Annotated in this window: 18 protein-coding genes and 1 riboswitch; of the genes, 13 read left to right on the plus strand and 5 right to left on the minus strand. The window is 41.2% G+C overall.

All coding sequences use genetic code 11. The features are described from left to right. Positions 1–2 precede the first annotated feature (2 nt). From QR42_RS02445 to QR42_RS02475, 8 genes are all read left to right on the plus strand, one after another. Positions 3–1226 carry a glycosyltransferase family 2 protein gene (locus tag QR42_RS02445; protein ID WP_442852928.1) on the plus strand — a complete coding sequence of 408 codons (1224 nt, stop codon included), beginning with the start codon at positions 3–5 and terminating at the stop codon, positions 1224–1226. Between the two features lie 4 nt (positions 1227–1230). Then, complete coding sequence (locus QR42_RS02450; RefSeq protein WP_039176666.1) at positions 1231–3321, plus strand: cellulose biosynthesis cyclic di-GMP-binding regulatory protein BcsB; 2091 nt, start codon at positions 1231–1233, stop codon at positions 3319–3321. A 66-nt stretch (positions 3322–3387) separates the two neighbouring features. Then, positions 3388–3532, plus strand: a riboswitch (cyclic di-AMP (ydaO/yuaA leader). A 112-nt stretch (positions 3533–3644) separates the two neighbouring features. Further along, entirely contained in the window at positions 3645–5471 is a 1827-nt protein-coding gene (locus tag QR42_RS02455) for an APC family permease (RefSeq protein ID WP_039176669.1), read from the plus strand. A gap of 67 nt (positions 5472–5538) precedes the next feature. After that, positions 5539–7260: a pyruvate oxidase gene (locus tag QR42_RS02460; protein ID WP_039176670.1), complete on the plus strand. Its 1722-nt coding sequence runs from the start codon at positions 5539–5541 to the stop codon at positions 7258–7260. A 192-nt stretch (positions 7261–7452) separates the two neighbouring features. Continuing rightward, complete coding sequence (locus QR42_RS02465; protein WP_268746363.1) at positions 7453–9045, plus strand: ribonuclease YeeF family protein; 1593 nt, start codon at positions 7453–7455, stop codon at positions 9043–9045. Positions 9046–9049: 4 nt separating this feature from the next. After that, entirely contained in the window at positions 9050–9529 is a 480-nt protein-coding gene (locus tag QR42_RS02470; RefSeq protein WP_039176674.1) for a DUF2247 family protein, read from the plus strand. A 128-nt stretch (positions 9530–9657) separates the two neighbouring features. Next, complete coding sequence (locus QR42_RS19390) at positions 9658–9822, plus strand: hypothetical protein (protein ID WP_185847146.1); 165 nt, start codon at positions 9658–9660, stop codon at positions 9820–9822. 74 nt (positions 9823–9896) lie between these two features. Beyond that, the gene (locus QR42_RS02475) at positions 9897–10121 is read left to right on the plus strand and encodes a hypothetical protein (RefSeq protein WP_039176676.1); all 225 of its coding nucleotides are present in this window, start codon (positions 9897–9899) and stop codon (positions 10119–10121) included. Positions 10122–10160: 39 nt separating this feature from the next. Here the strand turns inward: QR42_RS02475 and QR42_RS02480 are convergent, their stop codons facing one another. The 4 genes from QR42_RS02480 to QR42_RS02495 all read right to left on the minus strand — a co-directional run bounded on the left by QR42_RS02480 (position 10161) and on the right by QR42_RS02495 (position 12925). Beyond that, a complete protein-coding gene (locus tag QR42_RS02480) occupies positions 10161–10424 on the minus strand; it encodes a hypothetical protein (protein ID WP_039176677.1) in 264 nt (87 codons plus the stop codon). A 99-nt stretch (positions 10425–10523) separates the two neighbouring features. Then, positions 10524–11093: a GNAT family N-acetyltransferase gene (locus QR42_RS02485; protein WP_039176679.1), complete on the minus strand. Its 570-nt coding sequence runs from the start codon at positions 11091–11093 to the stop codon at positions 10524–10526. A gap of 71 nt (positions 11094–11164) precedes the next feature. After that, the gene (locus QR42_RS02490; protein WP_039176681.1) at positions 11165–12442 is read right to left on the minus strand and encodes an Nramp family divalent metal transporter; all 1278 of its coding nucleotides are present in this window, start codon (positions 12440–12442) and stop codon (positions 11165–11167) included. A gap of 222 nt (positions 12443–12664) precedes the next feature. Next, positions 12665–12925, minus strand: coding sequence for a GlsB/YeaQ/YmgE family stress response membrane protein (locus tag QR42_RS02495; RefSeq protein ID WP_039176683.1), 261 nt, complete (start codon positions 12923–12925; stop codon positions 12665–12667). A gap of 160 nt (positions 12926–13085) precedes the next feature. On the opposite strand from QR42_RS02495, the gene QR42_RS02500 reads away from it, so the two are divergent. Further along, positions 13086–13916 (plus strand): EcsC family protein, encoded by an 831-nt coding sequence (locus QR42_RS02500; protein ID WP_039176684.1) that lies wholly within the window; start codon positions 13086–13088, stop codon positions 13914–13916. A gap of 26 nt (positions 13917–13942) precedes the next feature. Here QR42_RS02500 and QR42_RS02505 read toward each other — a convergent pair whose 3' ends face one another. Next, positions 13943–15040, minus strand: coding sequence for a DctP family TRAP transporter solute-binding subunit (locus QR42_RS02505; RefSeq protein WP_039176686.1), 1098 nt, complete (start codon positions 15038–15040; stop codon positions 13943–13945). Positions 15041–15107: 67 nt separating this feature from the next. Between QR42_RS02505 and QR42_RS02510 the strand changes: the two genes are divergently transcribed. From QR42_RS02510 to QR42_RS02525, 4 genes are all read left to right on the plus strand, one after another. Next, positions 15108–16727 carry an ATP-binding protein gene (locus QR42_RS02510; protein WP_039182991.1) on the plus strand — a complete coding sequence of 540 codons (1620 nt, stop codon included), beginning with the start codon at positions 15108–15110 and terminating at the stop codon, positions 16725–16727. Further along, positions 16724–17407 (plus strand): response regulator, encoded by a 684-nt coding sequence (locus QR42_RS02515; RefSeq protein WP_039176688.1) that lies wholly within the window; start codon positions 16724–16726, stop codon positions 17405–17407. The genes QR42_RS02510 and QR42_RS02515 overlap by 4 nt, the downstream gene beginning before the upstream one ends. Before the next feature lie 124 nt (positions 17408–17531). Further along, positions 17532–18800 carry a C4-dicarboxylate transporter DctP gene (gene dctP, locus QR42_RS02520; RefSeq protein ID WP_039176689.1) on the plus strand — a complete coding sequence of 423 codons (1269 nt, stop codon included), beginning with the start codon at positions 17532–17534 and terminating at the stop codon, positions 18798–18800. A gap of 198 nt (positions 18801–18998) precedes the next feature. Then, positions 18999–20021, plus strand: a complete 1023-nt coding sequence (locus QR42_RS02525) for an AI-2E family transporter (RefSeq protein ID WP_039176691.1) — start codon at positions 18999–19001, stop codon at positions 20019–20021. Positions 20022–20049 lie beyond the last annotated feature (28 nt).

Genomic DNA, 20049 nt, shown 5'->3' on the forward strand with positions numbered 1-20049 from the left:
TCATGCTCCTATACCACATGTTTCTCATGCAGGGCGGCTTTCAGCACTACCTGACCTACGAAAAAGTGCTGCCTGAATGGACGAAACAAGGGAAAGAGCTGCCGACCGTCAGCATTCTGATTCCTGCTCATAATGAAGAAGTTGTCATCCGGCAAACGCTAAAAGCAATGGTCCAGCTATCCTACCCTAAACATCTCCTTGAAATCATTGTGATTAATGACAATTCCTCCGATGGCACAGCGGACATCGTGCGGTCATTCAGTGATCAATATGATCATGTCCATATGATTGAAACAAAGCCGCCATTTGCAGGAAAGGGAAAATCCACTGCACTAAATGAAGGCTTAAAGGCTTCAACAGGAGAAGTTATCTGCGTATACGATGCAGATAACATGCCTGAACAAAAGGCTGTCTATCACTTGGTTCTTGGTTTATTGAACGACCCAAAGGCAGGCGCTGTTGTCGGGAAATTCAGGGTCATCAATGCAGCCAAAAATCTCCTGACCAAATTTATTAATATTGAGACCATCTGCTTCCAATGGATGGCGCAGGGCGGAAGATGGAAGTGGTTTAGCATTGCGACAATACCAGGCACCAACTTCGCCATCCGCCGGCACATCTTAGAAGAACTTGGCGGCTGGGATGTTCATGCGCTGGCTGAGGACACCGAATTAACGATTCGTGTCTATAACCTTGGCTATGTCATTCGATTTTTCCCGGCAGCGATCACTTGGGAACAAGAGCCTGAGACGTGGAAAGTCTGGTGGCGGCAAAGAACACGCTGGGCACGAGGCAATCAATATGTTGTACTCAAATTTTTAAAGCAGTTTATGAAGCTGAAACGAAAACGAATGATTTTCGATTTGTTTTATTTCTTCTTTACGTATTTCTTATTTTTCTTCGGTGTCCTGCTCTCAAATGGGATCTTTATCGTGAACCTATTTGTTGACCTTCACTTATCTGTAGGAGCTGTTGCACTGATCCTGTGGGGATTGGCCTTCTTCCTCTTTCTAACAGAAGTGATGATTACATTAAGCATTGAGAAAACAGAGCTCACCAAACAAAATATACTCATTGTGGCGCTCATGTACTTCACTTATTCTCAAGTATGGATTGCGCTAGTCGTGTACTCTTTATTTGTAGAGACAAAGAGCCGTTTATTCAAACAAGAAGTAAAATGGTACAAAACCGAGCGTTACGATCAACAACAAAAGAAAAGCGGGTGACAAATTGAAATCAGTAAAATGGATGATTTTTATATTGGTGATATCCCTTGCCATTCAGCCTTTTTTCATGGCGGGGCAAGCACTGGCGCAATCAAATCGAGTACAAGTGAAAGATGACTGGATTCGCTCATCAAAAGGAAGTCAAACAGAAACGCAAGCATTATCAGAAGATGTAGTGACCTTGTATGGACAAGAAGACCGCACTGAATTTTCCTATCAAATAGAGAAAGAAAAAGTAGAGTCTAGCACCCTTACATTGAATATAGAGGCATCACCATTACTCATTTCGCCATCATCGTTCACGGTCATGATTGATGGAGAGATTGAAAAGACCATCCCCGTATCAGGGAAAAACCAAAAGAAGTCGATTCAAATCAAATTGAACAAAATACAATTGAAAAAAGGGTCTCATCGGATTCAGCTCGCATTTTATGGCGTGTTAAAAGAAGGTGTGTGTATCAACCAAGAGACACCTGCCAATTGGCTGAAAGTATATCCTGAAAGTGAGCTGGATTTCAAAGGAACTCAAACGACAGACGTGACGTTAGACAGCTTCCCTTCACCTTTCATTCAAACAGGTGATCAGAAAGAACAAACAGATATTGTGATTCCAAATTCACCGGAAGCAGCTGAATTAGAAGCGGCTGTGAAAGTATACCGTACGTTGAAAAACAAAGACCGCCAAGCAGACCTCAAAATCGTCCAAGAAAAGGACCTCAAGCAAATCGCGCATCCAACGATTGCTGTTGGAGCGAAAGGAAATTGGGAGGGACGAGTGAAATCGATCGAGCAAGCTGCGAAAATGAAAACAGCAAGCAACCAGCTTACGTTAGCAGTGAGAACACTGACTGGGAAGAAAAAAGAACAGCCCATTTTATTTGTCACTGCTGAACAGCCGAAGACAATTGCTGAAAAAATCAATGTCCTGACTCAACCAGAACTGACCGATCAGCTCACTGGGACAGATTTGCTGCTTCAAAAGGTTACTGCTAAAGCATCAAAACCATCTCATCAAATTCGTTTAAAAGATTTTGGTGGTGATGATGTAACGGTTGGAACCAAAAAGACGGCATCGGATCATTACTATTATCCGAAAGCATTGATCGCTAATCAAAAATCTGGTGCAAAGTTAAATCTATCATTTAAAAAAACTGATACAGCGAACAAAGCGGAACGCTTAACAGTCATGATTAATAATGAACCACACGATGTACCGTTAACAAAACTAGGAAACAAAGATGAGAATGGATTCTATCATGTGTCAATTCCAGTAGATTCACAAGTGCTCCAAAAGAATGAATATATTGATTTGCAATTTGTCACTACAGGCTTTAAAAACATGGAGTCCTGCAGACATACGGATGAAGAAAGCTGGATTTACATTGATAAGAATAGCTCTCTTCAAATACCAGAAGGGACAGCTAGTGATACACCGGATTTAGCTGCATGGCCGCTTCCTTTCACATCAAAAACGCAGCAAGGAAAAACATTGATCATCATGCCAAATCAAATCAAGCAAGAAACGATCAATCAAATGGCGATGCTGACAGAATCATTTAGTCAGCCGGAAGCTGCTCAATATCAATTGATCAAAGCTTCAAATGTGACAAATGATCAATTGAAAAATCACTCTCTTATTTTCATCGGGGGCATTCAAACGTTCTCTCTTTTAAAAGAAAAGGCAGACGATCTCATCGTTCCTGTGACAAAGGATCAGTATGATGTATCCTCCTTTGGCATGATCAACGAAACGACTGCTCGTATTGTATGGACGCAGCCATCTGTATGGAATAAAGAGCAAACAATGACCGTCTTTTCAGGAATGAATGCAGCTGACGCTGATCTTTCACATGAAGTGCTTCATTTCCTGCAAACAAATACGGAAACGGCAACAGTTGCCATCGAGAGCAAAAACAAAGACATGTTCTCTAATCATCAAACGGTCAGCAGCACAACAAATGATCTCAAAAAAGGTGAAAAGCAAGGCGTCGGTGATTCTTGGATTTATTTTGCATGTATCGCTGTGCTGATTATTTTTGTGGTCGGAATGATTATTTATTTCGTACGAAAAAACCGCAAAAAGACTGATAGATAAACGATCAAAAGACCTTGAAAAAATGTCTTTACTTTGGTGTCAAACGGGAGTATGATCTCTTTTATAAAAGACCAATCGCTGAATCATTTCGATGAGCGGGGGAACCATTAGTGGTGCAGGACACCACGTGGGGTGAATCCTTTTTAGGTAGGGCAAAGTCTCATGCGCCCGAATCCGTCAGCTAACCTCGTAAGCGTTAAAGAGAGCAAAGACCAACCTGTGATCTAAACAATAGACGCAGGGGCATTCTATTGCCTCTGTGTCTTTTTGGCGATCCATCTTTTGTAACTTAAATCGTTTGACACTAAAGGAGCGGGCATCACATGTACAGTTTGATGAAGCGTATTTTAATTGGGAAACCATTAAAATCACAGGCAGCAGGAGAACAAAAACTATCAAAAATCAAAGCGTTGGCATTATTGTCATCAGACGCATTGTCATCCGTTGCATACGGTACAGAACAAATCTTGATTGTTCTTTCAGTCGTTAGTGCAGCAGCATTTTGGTACTCACTCCCGATTGCAGGTTGTGTATTAATTCTTTTAATGGCGTTAATTCTATCTTACCGCCAGATTATTTATGCTTATCCAGAAGGCGGCGGGGCCTATGTCGTCTCTAGCCGAAACTTAGGTGAAAAGCCAGGACTGATCGCTGGGGGATCATTGCTTGTAGATTATATTTTGACGGTAGCAGTGAGCATATCAGCGGGTACCGATGCCATCACATCAGCTTTTCCGGCACTATATCCATATCATGTGCTGATTTCAATTGTTTTGGTCATCTTGATTATGGTGCTCAACCTTCGTGGATTGACAGAATCAGCATCTATTTTGGCTTATCCCGTATACTTGTTTGTCATATCACTCCTTATATTAATTGGAGTCGGGGGCTTTAAATTATTAACAGGAGGCGTTCCTCCAGCACCTGAGCATACTGCAATAGGTACACACGTACCTGGCATCACATTATTTCTTTTATTAAAAGCATTTTCGTCTGGCTGTTCTGCACTGACTGGGGTAGAAGCCATTTCAAATACCATTCCATCCTTTAAAAAACCAGCTGCACAAAATGCAGCGAGAACATTATTGATGATGGGTGGATTACTAGCTGTATTATTTGTTGGCGTGACATTGCTTGCGTTTGGTTTTGGCATCTCACCAAAGCCAGAAGAAACAGTTGTATCACAAATTGCATCAGATACATTTGGACGTACATTTTTCTATTATGTCATTCAGGCTGTCACAGCTTTAATCTTGATATTAGCGGCAAACACCGGCTTTTCCGCCTTTCCTTTATTGGCGGTCAACTTAGCAAAGGATAAATATATGCCGCGCATGTTTACAGTAAGAGGGGATCGTCTCGGTTACTCTAATGGCATTATCTTCTTAGGTGTAGCTTCCATGCTGCTCATTTGGTTGTTTGATGGGAAAACGGAACACCTTATACCGCTATATGCTGTCGGTGTATTTATTCCATTTACCTTGTCACAGACAGGTATGTGTGTGAAATGGATTCGTGAAAAACCGCAGGGCTGGAAAACGAAAATGCCTATTAATATAGTCGGAGCACTGATTTCCTTCACGGTTCTCATGATTCTCATTTTGACCAAGTTTCATCTTGTATGGCCAGTATTTGTTTTCATGCCAATTGTGCTATTCATCTTTCATTCCATTAAAAAGCATTACCTGTCTGTCGGAGAACAACTGCGTTTAATGAATGAAGCAGAGCCTGTTGAGATTAAAGGGAATGTGGTCATTGTGCCAATTGCCGGTGTAACACGTGTCGTTGAGCAATCTGTTCAATATGCAAAATCCTTATCAGAGCAAGTCATAGCAGTTCATGTATCCTTTGATAAAGAAAAAGATAAGAAAATTGAAGCAGATTGGGAAAAACTGAACAGTGGTGTGCGGCTTGTGATGCTGCATTCGTCTTATCGAAGTCTTATTCATCCGCTTGATAAATTTCTTGAAACGGTTGAGGCAAAAGCAAATGCGCATCAATATAAAGTGATGGTGCTCGTACCTCAATTTATCCCGAAAAAAAGATGGCACACGATCTTGCATAACCAATCTGCCTTTTTATTAAGATTCCGTCTGTTATGGAAGCGGGATATTGTGGTCGCCACCCTTCCATATCATTTTAAAAAGTAGCAGCAAGTTGAAACGTTTGATCAAAAGGGTGCGGTGGTATGGAGTAAGAAAAAAGGAGTTTTCTCACATGCCGCAAAGAACCGCAGGAAAAGAAGTAACAGCGCTACTGGAAGAGTGGGGCGTAAAACATATCTATGGAATGCCCGGCGACAGCATAAACGAATTAATTGAAGAGCTTAGGCACGAATCCAGCCAAATACAATTTATACAAACGAGACATGAAGAAGTGGCGGCACTTTCAGCGGCGGCTGATGCCAAACTAACAGGTAAGCTCGGTGTCTGTTTATCCATCGCTGGACCGGGTGCTGTCCACTTATTAAATGGACTATACGATGCAAAAGCAGATGGCGCACCCGTTTTAGCAATTGCAGGGCAGGTTGCGTCAACGGAAGTAGGGAGAGATGCCTTTCAAGAAATCAAATTAGAGCGGATGTTTGACGATGTTGCTGTCTTTAATCAGCAGGTACAAACAGCAGAAGCTCTGCCTGATTTATTGAATCAAGCCATTAAAGCAGCTTATACTCACAAAGGTGTGGCAGTTCTCACCGTATCGGATGACTTATTTTCTCAAAAAATTAAGCGCAAGCCTGTTTATACATCTCCTCTTTATGTTGAGGGAGAAGTACGACCAAAGAAAGATCAACTGCTAAAGGCAGCACAGCTTATTAACAATGCGAAGAAGCCAGTCATCTTAGCAGGTAAAGGATTACGAAATGCAAAAGAAGAGCTTCTTTCATTTGCAGAAAAGGCTGCTGCGCCTATTGTCATCACACTTCCTGCAAAAGGTGTTGTGCCAGACAGGCACCCATATTTTTTAGGAAACCTAGGTCAAATCGGAACGAAGCCAGCATATGAAGCGATGGAAGAGTGTGATCTCTTAATTATGCTTGGAACTTCCTTTCCATATAGAGACTACTTACCAGAGGACACAGCTGCCATTCAACTGGATATTAAACCAGATCAAATCGGTAAAAGATACCCGGTAGACGTAGGAATCGTGAGTGACAGCAAGAGTGGTTTGCATGAACTGACCTCCTACATTGAATATAAAGAGCAGCGTGGTTTCCTTGAAGCTTGTACTGAGCATATGATGAAATGGCGAGAAGAAATGGATAAGGAAAAATCCGTTGCTACATCACCGCTTAAACCTCAACAAGTCATTGCTAGATTAGAAGAAGCAGTCGAAGACAACGCTATTCTTTCTGTTGATGTAGGGAATGTGACCGTATGGATGGCTCGCCATTTTGAAATGAAACAGCAAGATTTCATCATCTCCAGCTGGCTTGCCACAATGGGCTGTGGTTTGCCAGGAGCAATCTCTGCAAAGCTAAATGAACCGAATCGACAAGCAGTTGCTGTCTGTGGCGATGGTGGCTTCACAATGGTTATGCAAGACTTTGTGACAGCAGTCAAATATAAACTGCCAATCGTTGTTGTGATTTTAAACAACAACAACCTTGGAATGATTGAATATGAACAACAAGTAAAAGGAAACATCAATTATGGTATAGAGCTGGAAGATATTGATTTTGCTAAGTTTGCAGAAGCATGTGGCGGCAAAGGAATTTCCGTGTCATCACATGAAGAACTAGCTCCAGCCTTTGATACAGCTCTTCAATCAGATAAACCTGTCATTATTGATGTTGCTGTCACCAATGAACCGCCGTTACCTGGAAAAATTACGTACACACAAGCAGCCGGTTTTAGTAAGTACTTACTGAAAAAATTCTTTGAAAAAGGCGAGCTGGATATCCCTCCACTCAAGAAAAGTTTAAAACGCTTTTTCTAAACAAAATGTAGTCGGTCCTCTCAAAAGAGGACTGACTTTTTTGTGATGAAAGGAAAAACATTTCAATTATCACTTGTTTTATTTCCTCTATAAATATATGGAAATTATTTTTGTAACTTAAAGCCTATTTTTCCAATTCGCTGAGAAAGGTAAAATAGACTTTATGATCAATAATGGAGGGAGTGACTTCTTCTGGGTAAGATACTTGATGCAAAAGCACTAACAAGTGCAATGGACACAAGGGCAAAACACTATCAGGAACTCCGTGAACAAATGGTAGATTTAAAAAAGGCATTACAAGGTGTTGCCAACCTCGGTGATGATTTTACTGGGAAAGGTGCCGATAACATTAAAAGCTTTTATAAAGAACTAGTGGGTAATGTTGACATGTTTATCAATTTTATTGATAAGCAAAAAGCCTTTCATGAAGGTGTTTCTGGAACACTTGATGATACGAGCTTTGGCGGCGATACCTTTGTAGAAGAACACTTTTTAGACAACGCAGTACATATGGGCATCAAGAATGCCAAAAGTATTGTAAAGGATCAAAAAAAGGCACTCAAAACGATTTTTCAAGACATTGATGATCTGATTTCTCTAGAAGTATTTGATAGTCAAACCTTTGATGAAAAAATAGAAGATGCGGAAGATGAACGAAAAAAGACAGTCAAAGATTTAAGAGAGCTTGATCAAAATTTAAAAGATGAATATGCTTTGTCAGAGACAGAGCAGCAAGCTACAATGGCATTGTACGCTGAAATGATGAATGCGACAAATGACGGAAAAGCGATTTCGCCTATGAATTTTGATAAGAAAGCGTATCAAAATAGCGAAATCTACAAGGCAAAAAGCGATATTGAAAAGCAAACTTCTGAATATCTGAAAATCAAAAAAGAACAAGAAGAAGCCCGAGAGATCGCAAAAGAACAAGAAGCCCTCGCCAACCGTCCTTGGTATGAAAAAGCGCTCGATTACGGTGGAAATATCGTCAATGAACTGACTGGCGTGAACGATGCAAAACGTGCCGCAACAGGCGTTGATCCGATCACAGGCGAGGAACTCACCGCTGGACAGCGTGTCGCGGCAGGCGGCATGGCAGCAGCCGGTTACATTCCAATCGTCGGCTGGGCAGGCCGCATTTTCAAAGGCGGAAAGGCTGTCTATAAAACCACCCAAGCCACATCAGCCGCAGTCAGAGCAGTCGACATCTACAAGACATCACAAAAATCCTTTGACGCCCTGAAAACATCTCAAAAAGGTTTATATGGCCTCACCGCCACCAACGGCTTCAGCGAAGCAATCACAGGCCGCGATATGTTTGGAAACAAGATCTCAAAAGAACAGCAGGAAGCGAGTATGAATGCGGCGCTAGGAATGCTTTTGCCGTTTGGGGCGAAAGGGTTTCATGGGAAGATGGGGATTAAGAGTACGAGAGAACTTAAGCATCCAGTTTTAGATAATCCACGAGTAGGTAGTGCATTAAAAGATGATTTTTATCATAGCTTTAATGATATAATTGACAACTACGCAGTTCATTCTAAGAGATTTGATTTACCAAATAGAAAAGGCCATATGGATTCGTTGTATCAAATAGAGGGCTCGGTGGTTAAGTACGAAACGAAATATGTAAAAGTAAAGAACAACGCTCCTGAAATGTTACAGTCGAAAGAAATAAGGAATGGCGTGTTTGAATGGGTGGTAGATCCAACAACGAATACAGTAACCCATAGAACTTTTATACCTGGTGGCAAAGTGACAGGAAAAATAAATCAATGGGGGAAATAGAAAATTGTATAAAACGGATATAATCACGAAAAATGGTTTTGATTGTAACTGGTCTACACTGTTTGTTGGTAGACAGTTTAATTTAATTTCGGCATTAGAAGTAACAAACTATGCTGTTAAATACCTAGAAAACAACCCTAATACTAACAATGAATTAATCCTTGAATTAGCTTGGGAACAAGAAGAAGTTAAAGTAGATCATATACTTGAAAGCTTAATCTCTGACAAATCATCGGAAGACATGAAGAGGGAGTATCATAAGTGGCTATATAGCACTATGAAAGAGGTTTATACTAATTCAACTGATGAAAACATATTCGAAGAAATTGAAAATATTTTTTCAATCTTTAATACGCCCGAAAATATGTATGATTTTTTTAGAAAAGTTTCAGATGCATTTTATTACCCCCAAGATTCACAAAATACAATTAAAGAACTTGTAGAAGAGTTTTTAGAGACTGAAAAGGAATTGATTTTTAAATAACTAGAGAGTTTAAATAGAACGATGGGCTAATGGTCCATCGTTTTCTTTCATTCATTGTCGGTAAAAATTGCTATGATAAAAAATTAAAGTAGATTTGTTAGATCTCGAAAGCAATTGAGGAGAAAACAATGAGTGACCATAAAATAAGCATCCTGTCTGAGAAGTTTGAAAATGAAAATACTGGTGAACTCGTAGAAGGAATTAAGATTATGATAGATGGTAAATTAAAAAGTATGCTAAAAAATACAACAAACCTGAATGAAACAGTCATCTTGATTTTTTTACCTGCATAAGCCATTCCAGTCCAGTCATATCAGAAATTAATATGTTAAAATAAACCAATAAAAATAAAAAAGGAGTTAAAACCATGCTATGGATTTTCGCACAAAACCAGCAAAGTTTCGTTCATGTCCACGAAGTCTCAGTAACCGGCAAAAAGATTGAAGGAATGATCGCAGGAGGCGATACTTGGGTAAAGACTCTCGGCAAGTATGACTCAAATGATCGAGCGTCAGAGATCCTACAAGACATTGTGAAAACAATTGAATCCAATCAAGATGCCACCGTGACTTACAGAATGCCAAATCAATAAAAAAGAAACCACCTTTCCATTGAAAAAGGTGGTTTTTGTTTATGATGGTGTTTTTGTAAAGGCTAAAAATAAAGGGATGCTTGTGCCGACAAGGGTTGTGGCAAATAGGAATATACCGCAAATGAATAGAAAATGGCTGGCTGAAAAGACAAGTGCCAGAATGAGAAAAACGATGCTGAGTCCTGCCATGCTATATGATGGGACAAAGCGGCGTTTGTAGGTGGCTTTCTTTGTTAAGAATGAGAAGAAAATGCCAAATAATAAAGGGACGATCCATAAGTAAAATAAAATAATAAGAGACATACTTCATACCTCGATTTTTTCCTTCTATTTTATCAGATGCTGATCGCAACGGATACCACAAAGCTTCACTTTGTAAAATAATTCATGCAATCGACACAATTAAGTGGGTTGATTCATAGAATGCGTTTTTTCTTTCATATATTCAGGCTGCAAGAGCGCGTATACACAATGATCCGTAAAGCGGTCGCCCAGCCATTCACATTGTCTCAAAATGCCTTCAAGCGAAAAGGATAACCGCTCTGCGATGCGTCTGCTCTTCTGGTTATCGACAGCAGCCCTGATTTCAATGCGGTGCAGTCCACATTCTTCAAATAAATATTGAATGACTGCTTTGCATGCTTTTGTCATGATGCCTTTTCCTTGATAGCCTTCTCCGAGCCAATAGCCAATTGAAACAGTCCTGTTGATCCAATGAATTTGGTGGGTGCCAATGATCCCGACAAGCTCTCCATGTGACCAGATGCCCGCTTGAAAACCGTTGTTCTGCAAGGCTTGCTGCATTGCGCCTTGGATGAACGCCATGCTGTCTTCCTCTGTCTGTGTTGAATCCACCCAAAGCATCCATTCACGTAAATGCTCTCTTGACCGCTGGATGAGCAAATATAGACTTCTTGCGTCTCTTGGCTCAAGCAACCGCATGGATATCTCTTGATCTTGATAAAAAAACATGTGCCCACATCCTCTCAGGGGAATTTTACCATAACCATATGAAAAGAAAAAGACAGCACCACGACTGTCTTTTACATAAACGTATCTACAATTAAAAAGAGATTGAGTGCGACAACAAGAGCTGCTATCACCCAAGATATTCCTGTCACCCAGCGGGCATTCGTCAATTCGCCCATAATTCGTTTTTTACTTGTAAATAAAATGAGCGGAATTAAAGCAAAGGCAATACCAAATGATAAGACCACCTGACTCATCACAAGTGCTGATGTCGGATTCACCCCAGATGCAATGATCACAATAGGGGGAATCATGGTAATCAGCCGGCGGACATACAGTGGAATACGGTATTGAATAAAACCCTGCATAATGATATCGCCTGACAATGTACCGACAGAAGAGCTGGATAGTCCGGCTACAAGCAGGCCTACACCAAATAAGATAGCTGATACAGGACCTGCAAGTGTGCTAAAATGCTGGAACGCAACATCCAGATCTTCAACAAAGAGACCATTTTTATAAAATAGAGCGGCTGCCACAATCAACATACTGGCATTGATGGCTCCAGCAACTAACATCGCAATGAGGATATCGAAAAACTCAAAGCGAAAAATCTGTTTTTTCTCCTTTTCTGTTCTGCCGACAACTCTTCTTTGGGTTAATGCTGAATGTAAATAGATCGCGTGCGGCATCACAGTGGCACCTAAAATTCCAGCTGCAAGCAGTACACTATCTGTGCCATCAAATTTTGGAATGAAAAGCCCGCCTGCGACACTTGCCATATCTGGCTTGGCGACAAAGGTTTGCACAGCGAAAGCGATCACGACAACGAACAGCATGCCGGTAATGCCAGCTTCTAATGCGCGATATCCCCGTCTTTGCAATTCTAGAATTGCAAATGATCCAATGGCTGCAATGATAGATGCTTCAAGCAAAGGAATCCGAAAGAGCAAGTATAAACCAAGTGCCGCTCCAATAAACTCAGCTAAATCTGTGGCAATAATGACGAGTTCGCCCTGAATCCATAAACCGATGGATACAGGTTTTGGAAACTCTTCACGTGCGATTTCAGGTAAGTTTTTACCTGTCGCTATTCCAAGCTTTGCAGACAAGGATTGGATGAGCAAAGCCATAAGATTTGATATGAGAATGACCCATAAGAGGAGATATCCATATTTGGAGCCAGCGGCAATGTTGGTGGCAAAATTCCCTGGATCAATATATGCAATGGCAGCGATAAAAGCAGGGCCTAGAAAAGGAAGAAGCCTTCTAAATCCTTTTACCTTTCCTTCAAGTGCACGCTCAGCTGCCGCTGACATGTGTGCTTGTGCCTCGATGTATTTGTTTGTCATATGTCATCACCTAGATTCTACAAAGTTTTGCTTGGGCACAAAAAGTTTCCTTCATGCAATTTTTAATCATCATATGCCCATCTTCATGAAAAGTCAACTATCTGAACTAATAGGTTTGTTTATCATATGTAAGTGAAAAAAATAGATACCTTGTCAACGCGCAACATAAAAAACACCGCCCCTTAGACGGTGTCCCTACTGCTTCCTCTGCTATTCGTTTTTTTAAGATACCCTTGATCCTACGCTGCGGAAGATCAGGCTTAAAATAATGACAAAGATTGCTGCTCCTAAGATCGCTGGAATGATCGCAAAGCCTGCCAGACTAGGACCCCACGTTCCAAGTAATCCATGACCAATCCAAGCGCCTACAAGTCCGGCAATCATTGAACCGATCCATCCTCCTGGTACACTGCCTCCAGCGAGTGCACTCCCAATGAGACCGATGACAATCGCCACAACCAATGAAATTAGAAATCCTAACATGTTGATCACTCCTCTTTTGTTTGTTTATTAAGCAATAACCGTTTTGAAAAAGATTAAAACCTTTCGGAACCGCTTCAATGTTCTATACGTATGATGGACAAGGATTGTGTATAATAACAGACAAATACTTCAGCGGCATCTAAGGAGGCATATGACTGACATGGAGGAAAGAGAATGGCTAAAAGCACAATTAAAGGAGATTGAAAAGTGGGAGAAAGACCAGCAAAAGGTATGGTTTTGGGAGAAACTCAGCCGTCTTCCATTTCAAATGCTGGACAAGCTGACGCCTGCTTTTATTCAGAAAAAAATCGGTGTACTGCTAGACGAAATGGGCCATTACATTCAATCCGGCGGTGTCTATTTGACATCGGAAAAAGGCATCATTCATCAATTTCAAAAGAAGTGTGCCGATGAATCCATTCAGCGCATAGAGGATATTGGAAAGGCCCCGATCGAAATGATGGATGCCATTAGTGAGCATATGGGGAAAAACAGAACAAATCTCGCGACGGTACAAGGGGCGACAACTGGTGTAGGCGGAATGTTTACACTAGCCGCTGATATTCCTGCGGTACTCGGTCTCTCTCTGAAAACATTACAGGATATTGCCGTCACCTATGGCTATGATCCTAAAAACAAAGAGGAGCGGGTCTTCATCATTAAATGCTTGCAGTTGAACTCTGCGGATGTCGTTGGAAAGAAATCGATTCTAAAAGAGCTCAAAAGCTATCATGCATCTGAAGGGAAGCATGAAAACATGATTTCCCAAATCCAAGGGTGGCGTGAGGTCGTCTATAATTACCGGGATTCGTTTGGCTGGAAGAAGCTGTTTCAGCTTGTGCCCATCGCTGGGATTTTGTTTGGTGCCGTTTCGAATCGCTCACAATTAAAAGGAATTGCCGAAACAGGCATGATGCAATACCGAAAGAGAAGAATTTTAACAAGATTAGAAGAGCTCACCGAGCAAGAACAGAGTGAGTCCGGCGCATAAAAAAATCCCTGATCAAAGGGATTTTTTTATTTGCTCTCATCCTCTTCCTGAAAAGCATGAATAGGTGAGTGTTCATAACGTGCACGAAGTTCGCGGATCTGTTTGATGAGGGTGGAGCCAATCGTTTTTTCGGCTTCGTCATACAAAGGATCAAGGGCTTTCATCCATTTTTGTCTTTCAGCTGGCGTCAATTCATGAATGGCAATCGGCGATTCACGTTTAATGTCCTCCAGCTGATCTTTGTTCATCTGTTCTGCATGCTTTTCATTCCAAGCTGTTGTTTCTTCCATGGCTTCAAGTAAAATTCGTTTCGTTTCGGGTGTCTGGCGGTCAAAGAAGGATTGATCTGTTAAGACCACATAGCCTAAATACCCGTGATTGCTGATCGTCATATAGTCTTGTATATGATAGAATTTTTTTGAATAAATATTTGAAATGGTATTTTCTTCACCGTCTACTTTTTTGGTTTCTAATAGCTGAAACGTTGAATTAAATGATTCCTGATAGGGCTTTGCACCAAGAAGTTTAAATTGTTTTTCAATCATGTCGCTTTGCATAATGCGGAGAGACTGGTTTTTTAAATCAGCCGGCTGTTTGATGGGTCCTTTATTTGAGGTGATTTGCTTAAAGCCATTTGTCCAATAAGCCATTCCCTTTAATCCATCTTTTTGCAGCGTGCCAAACAACCTTTGGCCAATTGCACCGTGCAGGCCTTCTTGAACCGCGTTGTAATTTGAAAAAGCAAAGGGAAGATCAAGTGCCAGCCACTCAGGAGACAGCATGCCGAGCTTCGAGGTAGACGGAGCGATAAATTGAACTTGATTCTCTTTGAGTGCATTAATTTCTTCAATATCAGAATAAAGGCTCCCGTTGGAGAAAATTTGAATGCTGATCTTTCCATCCGATTTTTCGTGCACAAGCTCAGCAAATTTCTTTGCAGCAAGTCCTTTAGGTGTATTGTCTGCCACGACATGACTGAATTTGTACACAAGCTGGTCCTTCAGTCCGGTTTGTTCATCATCAAAGGTTGTCGCTGATTTTGGCATCATATGATAAAAGCCAAAGTATAAAGCGGTTACAAAACCGATCATGAGTAATAGCGTATAAGCGAGTAAATTCTTCATGCGTCAGATCCCCCTTATGTCAAGCATACTTGACAGAGGAAGAATTCGTAAAGATACAGGTGAAAAAATGATGAGAAATCGATTGAAATTGCAACAATTATCTATTAGATGGAAGCTTACCATCCTCACATATTTCGTTGTCATTTTCGCCCTTTTAATTGGAGGCATTGTCCTTGTCGGGGGAATTCAGCAAACAGAGGAACGGGAGCTTCGAAAGAGACTCATGAACACGGCGAGAACTGTGGCTGAGATGAATGAGGTGAAGCAGGCGTTAGCTGATCAGACAAAGGAACGTGATCGATTACAGCATGCAATCGAAGAAATTCGGATTATTCAAGACGCTGACTACATTGTCGTGATGGATATGGATCATGTGAGATTAACGCATCCAGTAAAAACAAGGATTGGCCAGCGCTCAGAAGGAACAGATGAAGAGCCGGCTTTTGCAGAGCATATTTATTTCTCAGAAGCAGAGGGAGAGCTTGGAACAGCCATCAGAGCTTTTTATCCAGTGAAGGATGATCAATTTAATCAAACAGGGGTTGTGCTTGTAGGAAGAACCCTGCCAAGTATGGCAGATATATTAGGAGAAATGAAGCGGGATATCCTCATGATTCTCCTGCTGACGCTCAGTTTTGGGCTTGTAGGTTCATTTTTGCTCGCCCGCCATATTAAACAGCAAATGTTTAAGCTGGAGCCGCATGAGATTGTTAGAATGCTGGAGGAACGCACTGCAACCTTTCACTCTATTAATGAAGGGGTCATCGCCATTGATAATCAGCACATGATCACCATTTTTAATGAGAAAGCGAAGCAGATTTTTGGCGTGACAGGTGATGTCGTGGGCCAGAATATTTGGGGTGTGCTCTCTGATACACGACTTCCTGAGATCATCGATCGCGCAGAACCCGTCTACAATGAAGAAATTCATATGAGCGGAAAGAGGATCATGAGCAGCCGGATTCCGATTGTGATGAAAAAGAAGATCATCGGAGCGGTCGCCATTTTCCAGGACCGGACGGAAGCGGCAAAATTGGCGGAAGAGCTCACAGGAGTTAAAAACTTTGTGGACGGTTTGCGGGTGCAAAACCATGAGCATATGAATAAGCTTCATACGATTGCTGGGCTGATTCAACTTGGTAAAGCCGATCAGGCGCTCGATCTAGCCTTTCAAACGACAGAGGAGCAGGAACATGTGACGGACTTTCTTCATCGCGTCATTCAGCATGATGCTGTCGCAGGGTTATTGATGAGCAAAATCAGACGGGGCAAGGAGCTTGGCATCAAGGTTGAAGTAGATGAACATAGCAGTCTCCGTCATTTCCCTGAGCGGCTTGATCAGCATGATATGACAAAGCTGCTCGGAAATCTCATTGAGAACGCCTTTGCTTCGTATGATACTGTAGAAAGAGACACAAAAGTCATTTCCATTAGCATCGATCAAACGGAGGATGTCCTCGCGATTTTAATTGAAGACAATGGATCCGGAATCGAAGAGGAACTAATTCCTTATCTTTTCGATAAAGGCTTCACACACGGCAAAGAGGGCGGAACAGGCTATGGCCTGTATATTGTAAAAACGATTATCGACAAAGGGATGGGAAATGTAGAAGTCACATCAAGCATCGGCATTGGTACCACCTTCTCAATCGAATTCCCAATGACCATAGAGGAGAGAGACAGATGACTCAGATTAAGGTGCTGTTAATTGAAGATGACCCAATGGTGCAAGAAGTGAATAAAGAATTCATTATGAGTGTTCCTGGCTTTCAAGTAGCAGCTGTCGCTGGAAATGGGGAGCAGGGCATCCAGCTGATTAAAGAGATTCGTCCAGATCTCGTGGTACTTGATGTGTATATGCCAAAAAAGGATGGCGTCAAAACGCTGCAAGACATCAGAAAACAGAAGATGCAGGTGGATGTGATTGTGATTTCAGCAGCGAAGGACAAAGAGACCATCGGCATCATGCTTCAAAATGGTGCGCGGGATTATATTATTAAACCTTTCAAATTTGAACGAATGAAAGAATCTCTTGAAAGCTATAAGGCGTTTAAATCAAAAATTCGAACCGCTGCAGAATTTTCTCAGGAGATGCTCGATGATATCATACGAAAGCCTGCTTTTAAGCAGGAAGATACTTGGCTTCCTAAAGGGCTGAATGTGCATACGATGAACGAAATTAAAGCGTATATGGGCTTGCAGGAAGGCGCGCAATCTGCGGAGGAAGTTGCCAATGCACTTGGCATTGCCCGTGTCACGGCACGCCGGTATTTAGACTTCCTCGTAAAAGAAGGCGAGCTGAAATTAGATATGCAATATGGCGGGGTAGGACGGCCCGTGAATAAATATATCGTACATTCTGACTAAGAGACCAAAAAGACCAAAATGTACGATATGTCCATAAGCTTCACAGTCTTTGATGAAATCGCTATCATTTACCTACAGATAATAGTTAAGCGTTTACATCAAAGGGTGAGGGAGTTGATTTTTTATGAAAAGGCTTTTGAAGAACCTGACATTTCAGGTGATTGCAGCTGTCATCATCGGGATCATTGTCGGGATGGTGTGGCCAAACGTCGGAAAAGAAATGAAGCCGCTTGGTGATACCTTTATCAATGCCGTTAAAATGGTCATTGCACCAATTATTTTCTTAACCATTGTTCTTGGTATTGCCAAGATGGGGGATATGAAAAAGGTTGGAAAAGTTGGGGGAAAAGCATTTATTTATTTTGAAGTCGTCACGACACTTGCTCTGGTCATCGGTCTTTTTGTTGTGAATATCATGAAGCCAGGTGCAGGTCTTGACTATAGTAAGCTTGAAAAAGGGGATGTCTCACAGTATACACAAAATGGGGGACAGGGCATCGACTGGATGGAATTTGTCACACACATCGTGCCATCTAACATGGTTGATGCTTTCGCAAAGGGTGATATTTTACAGGTCTTATTCTTCTCTATTTTATTCGGTGTTGCGCTCGCTGCTCTTGGCGAGAAGGGGAAAGGCATCATCGAATGGCTTGATAAGCTGTCACTCGTTTTCTTTAAAATCATTGGATATATCATGCGTGCTGCGCCGCTTGGTGCATTTGGGGCAATGGCTTATACAATTGGACACTTTGGGCTGGCATCAATTAAACCGCTGGCAAGTCTGATGCTCTCCGTTTATATGACGATGTTCATATTCATCTTCGTTGTACTGAACATCATTTGTAGAATGTATGGTTTTAGTCTGTTCAGTTATCTGCGATTCATCAAGGATGAAATTTTGATTGTTCTTGGCACAAGCTCTTCAGAATCTGTGCTGCCAAGAATGATGGATAAAATGGAACGCTACGGCTGCTCTAAATCTGTTGTTGGTCTTGTTATTCCAACAGGCTATTCCTTTAATCTAGACGGAACTTCAATCTATTTATCGATGGCCGTCGTCTTCTTGGCGCAAGTGTTCGGTGTAGACCTGTCCATCGGTCAGCAGATCACGATTATCCTTGTTCTGATGCTGACATCAAAGGGAGCTGCTGGGGTGACAGGAAGCGGATTTATCGTGCTTGCCTCTACACTTGCAGCACTACAGGTTATTCCGCTAGAGGGGCTTGCACTGCTACTTGGTGTTGACCGCTTCATGAGCGAAGGAAGAGCCATCACAAACCTCATTGGTAATGGAATCGCAACAATTGTTGTCGCGAAGAGTGAAGGTGAATTTGACGAATCGAAGAGCAAAACAGCACTTCAGGAAATGCGGAATATGAAGCAGGCTGTTTAGTATAAAAACAACCAAAAACCGAAACCTTATGTTCTACATAGGTTCGGTTTTTTCTTGTGTAAAAAATAAAATCAATAAAATGACTACGAATCGTAAGACCTCGTTGACCTTTTATTATATAATTTACAGAAAGATCCGATATAATGTATATCAGATACGATGAAAAATAGACTTTAGTCCTGGCAGGTGTGTAACGTAATGGCGGCATTTTTAAAATTGTTCGAAAAACCCGGTGTTAAGCGGTTTTTAGTATTTGTAGTATTAGCTACAGCATTATATCTATTAAGAGGAATGATGAATTTAATTCTTCTGACCTTCATTTTCACCTTTTTGATGAATCGGTTAGAAGAGGTCATTAGAGGCTTTTTAAATCGCTTCCTGAAAATAGGACAGAAATCGGTCATTACTATTTTGTATATTCTTCTGGCTGGTGGTTTGACATTTGGCGGTTTCGTTTTTGTACCAATCATCGCCAAACAGGTGGAGCAGCTATTTCATTTAGGAAAGAAAATTGCAGATCATCCACAAGATTTACCCTTCTTTGACGTCATCACGAACGTATTTGGTGATTTCAAAATATCAGCTTTCTTTGAGAAAGGGTTTAATTTCCTCTATACATACTTAACTGATTTCAGCACGTTCAGTATCCAGGTCATTATGTCCTTAATATTAAGCATGTTCTTCCTGTTCGAAAAGGAACGCCTCATTCAATTTATGAACAAGTTCAAAACGAGTAAAATCTCCGTGTTCTATCATGAAATTGCCTTCTTTGGACGTAAATTTTCCCGAACGTTTGGAAAAGTACTCGAAGCACAGTTTATTATTGCAACCGTTAATTGTGTGCTAACGACAATTGCGCTAGGCATTATGGGTTTCCCGCAGTTATTTGGCTTAGCGGTCATGGTCTTTTTGCTAGGCTTAATCCCAGTAGCGGGTGTGGTTATCTCTCTTATTCCACTCAGCATCATTGCGTATACACTTGGAGGCGGAATGTATGTCCTCTATATTGTGCTGGTGATCGTGATTATCCATGCCATTGAAGCTTATTTCTTAAATCCGAAGCTCATGTCAGCTAAAACAGAACTCCCTATTTTCTTCACGTTTATTGTGCTGATCTTCTCTGAACACTATATTGGCATTTGGGGACTTATTATCGGTATCCCAATCTTTGTGTTTATTTTAGATATTCTTGAAGTTACAAATAGGGAAGAAAGTAATTAAAAAGTTCATATGAACCTGTTTACAATTT

This window comes from Bacillus sp. WP8, assembly GCF_000800825.1.
GTDB lineage: Bacteria > Bacillota > Bacilli > Bacillales > Bacillaceae > Bacillus > Bacillus safensis.

Excerpts from the sequence above, each read along its gene's own strand:
- QR42_RS02525 (WP_039176691.1), top strand. The coding sequence starts at position 18,999 with ATGGCGGCATTTTTAAAATTGTTCGAAAAACCCGGTGTTAAGCGGTTT.
- QR42_RS02495 (WP_039176683.1), bottom strand. The coding sequence starts at position 12,925 with ATGTTAGGATTTCTAATTTCATTGGTTGTGGCGATTGTCATCGGTCTC.
- QR42_RS02510 (WP_039182991.1), top strand. The coding sequence starts at position 15,108 with ATGATGAGAAATCGATTGAAATTGCAACAATTATCTATTAGATGGAAG.
- QR42_RS02445 (WP_442852928.1), top strand. The coding sequence starts at position 3 with ATGCTCCTATACCACATGTTTCTCATGCAGGGCGGCTTTCAGCACTAC.
- QR42_RS02500 (WP_039176684.1), top strand. The coding sequence starts at position 13,086 with ATGGAGGAAAGAGAATGGCTAAAAGCACAATTAAAGGAGATTGAAAAG.
- QR42_RS02460 (WP_039176670.1), top strand. The coding sequence starts at position 5,539 with ATGCCGCAAAGAACCGCAGGAAAAGAAGTAACAGCGCTACTGGAAGAG.
- QR42_RS02480 (WP_039176677.1), bottom strand. The coding sequence starts at position 10,424 with ATGTCTCTTATTATTTTATTTTACTTATGGATCGTCCCTTTATTATTT.
- dctP (WP_039176689.1), top strand. The coding sequence starts at position 17,532 with ATGAAAAGGCTTTTGAAGAACCTGACATTTCAGGTGATTGCAGCTGTC.
- QR42_RS19390 (WP_185847146.1), top strand. The coding sequence starts at position 9,658 with ATGAGTGACCATAAAATAAGCATCCTGTCTGAGAAGTTTGAAAATGAA.
- QR42_RS02490 (WP_039176681.1), bottom strand. The coding sequence starts at position 12,442 with ATGACAAACAAATACATCGAGGCACAAGCACACATGTCAGCGGCAGCT.
- QR42_RS02455 (WP_039176669.1), top strand. The coding sequence starts at position 3,645 with ATGTACAGTTTGATGAAGCGTATTTTAATTGGGAAACCATTAAAATCA.
- QR42_RS02515 (WP_039176688.1), top strand. The coding sequence starts at position 16,724 with ATGACTCAGATTAAGGTGCTGTTAATTGAAGATGACCCAATGGTGCAA.
- QR42_RS02505 (WP_039176686.1), bottom strand. The coding sequence starts at position 15,040 with ATGAAGAATTTACTCGCTTATACGCTATTACTCATGATCGGTTTTGTA.
- QR42_RS02475 (WP_039176676.1), top strand. The coding sequence starts at position 9,897 with ATGCTATGGATTTTCGCACAAAACCAGCAAAGTTTCGTTCATGTCCAC.
- QR42_RS02485 (WP_039176679.1), bottom strand. The coding sequence starts at position 11,093 with ATGTTTTTTTATCAAGATCAAGAGATATCCATGCGGTTGCTTGAGCCA.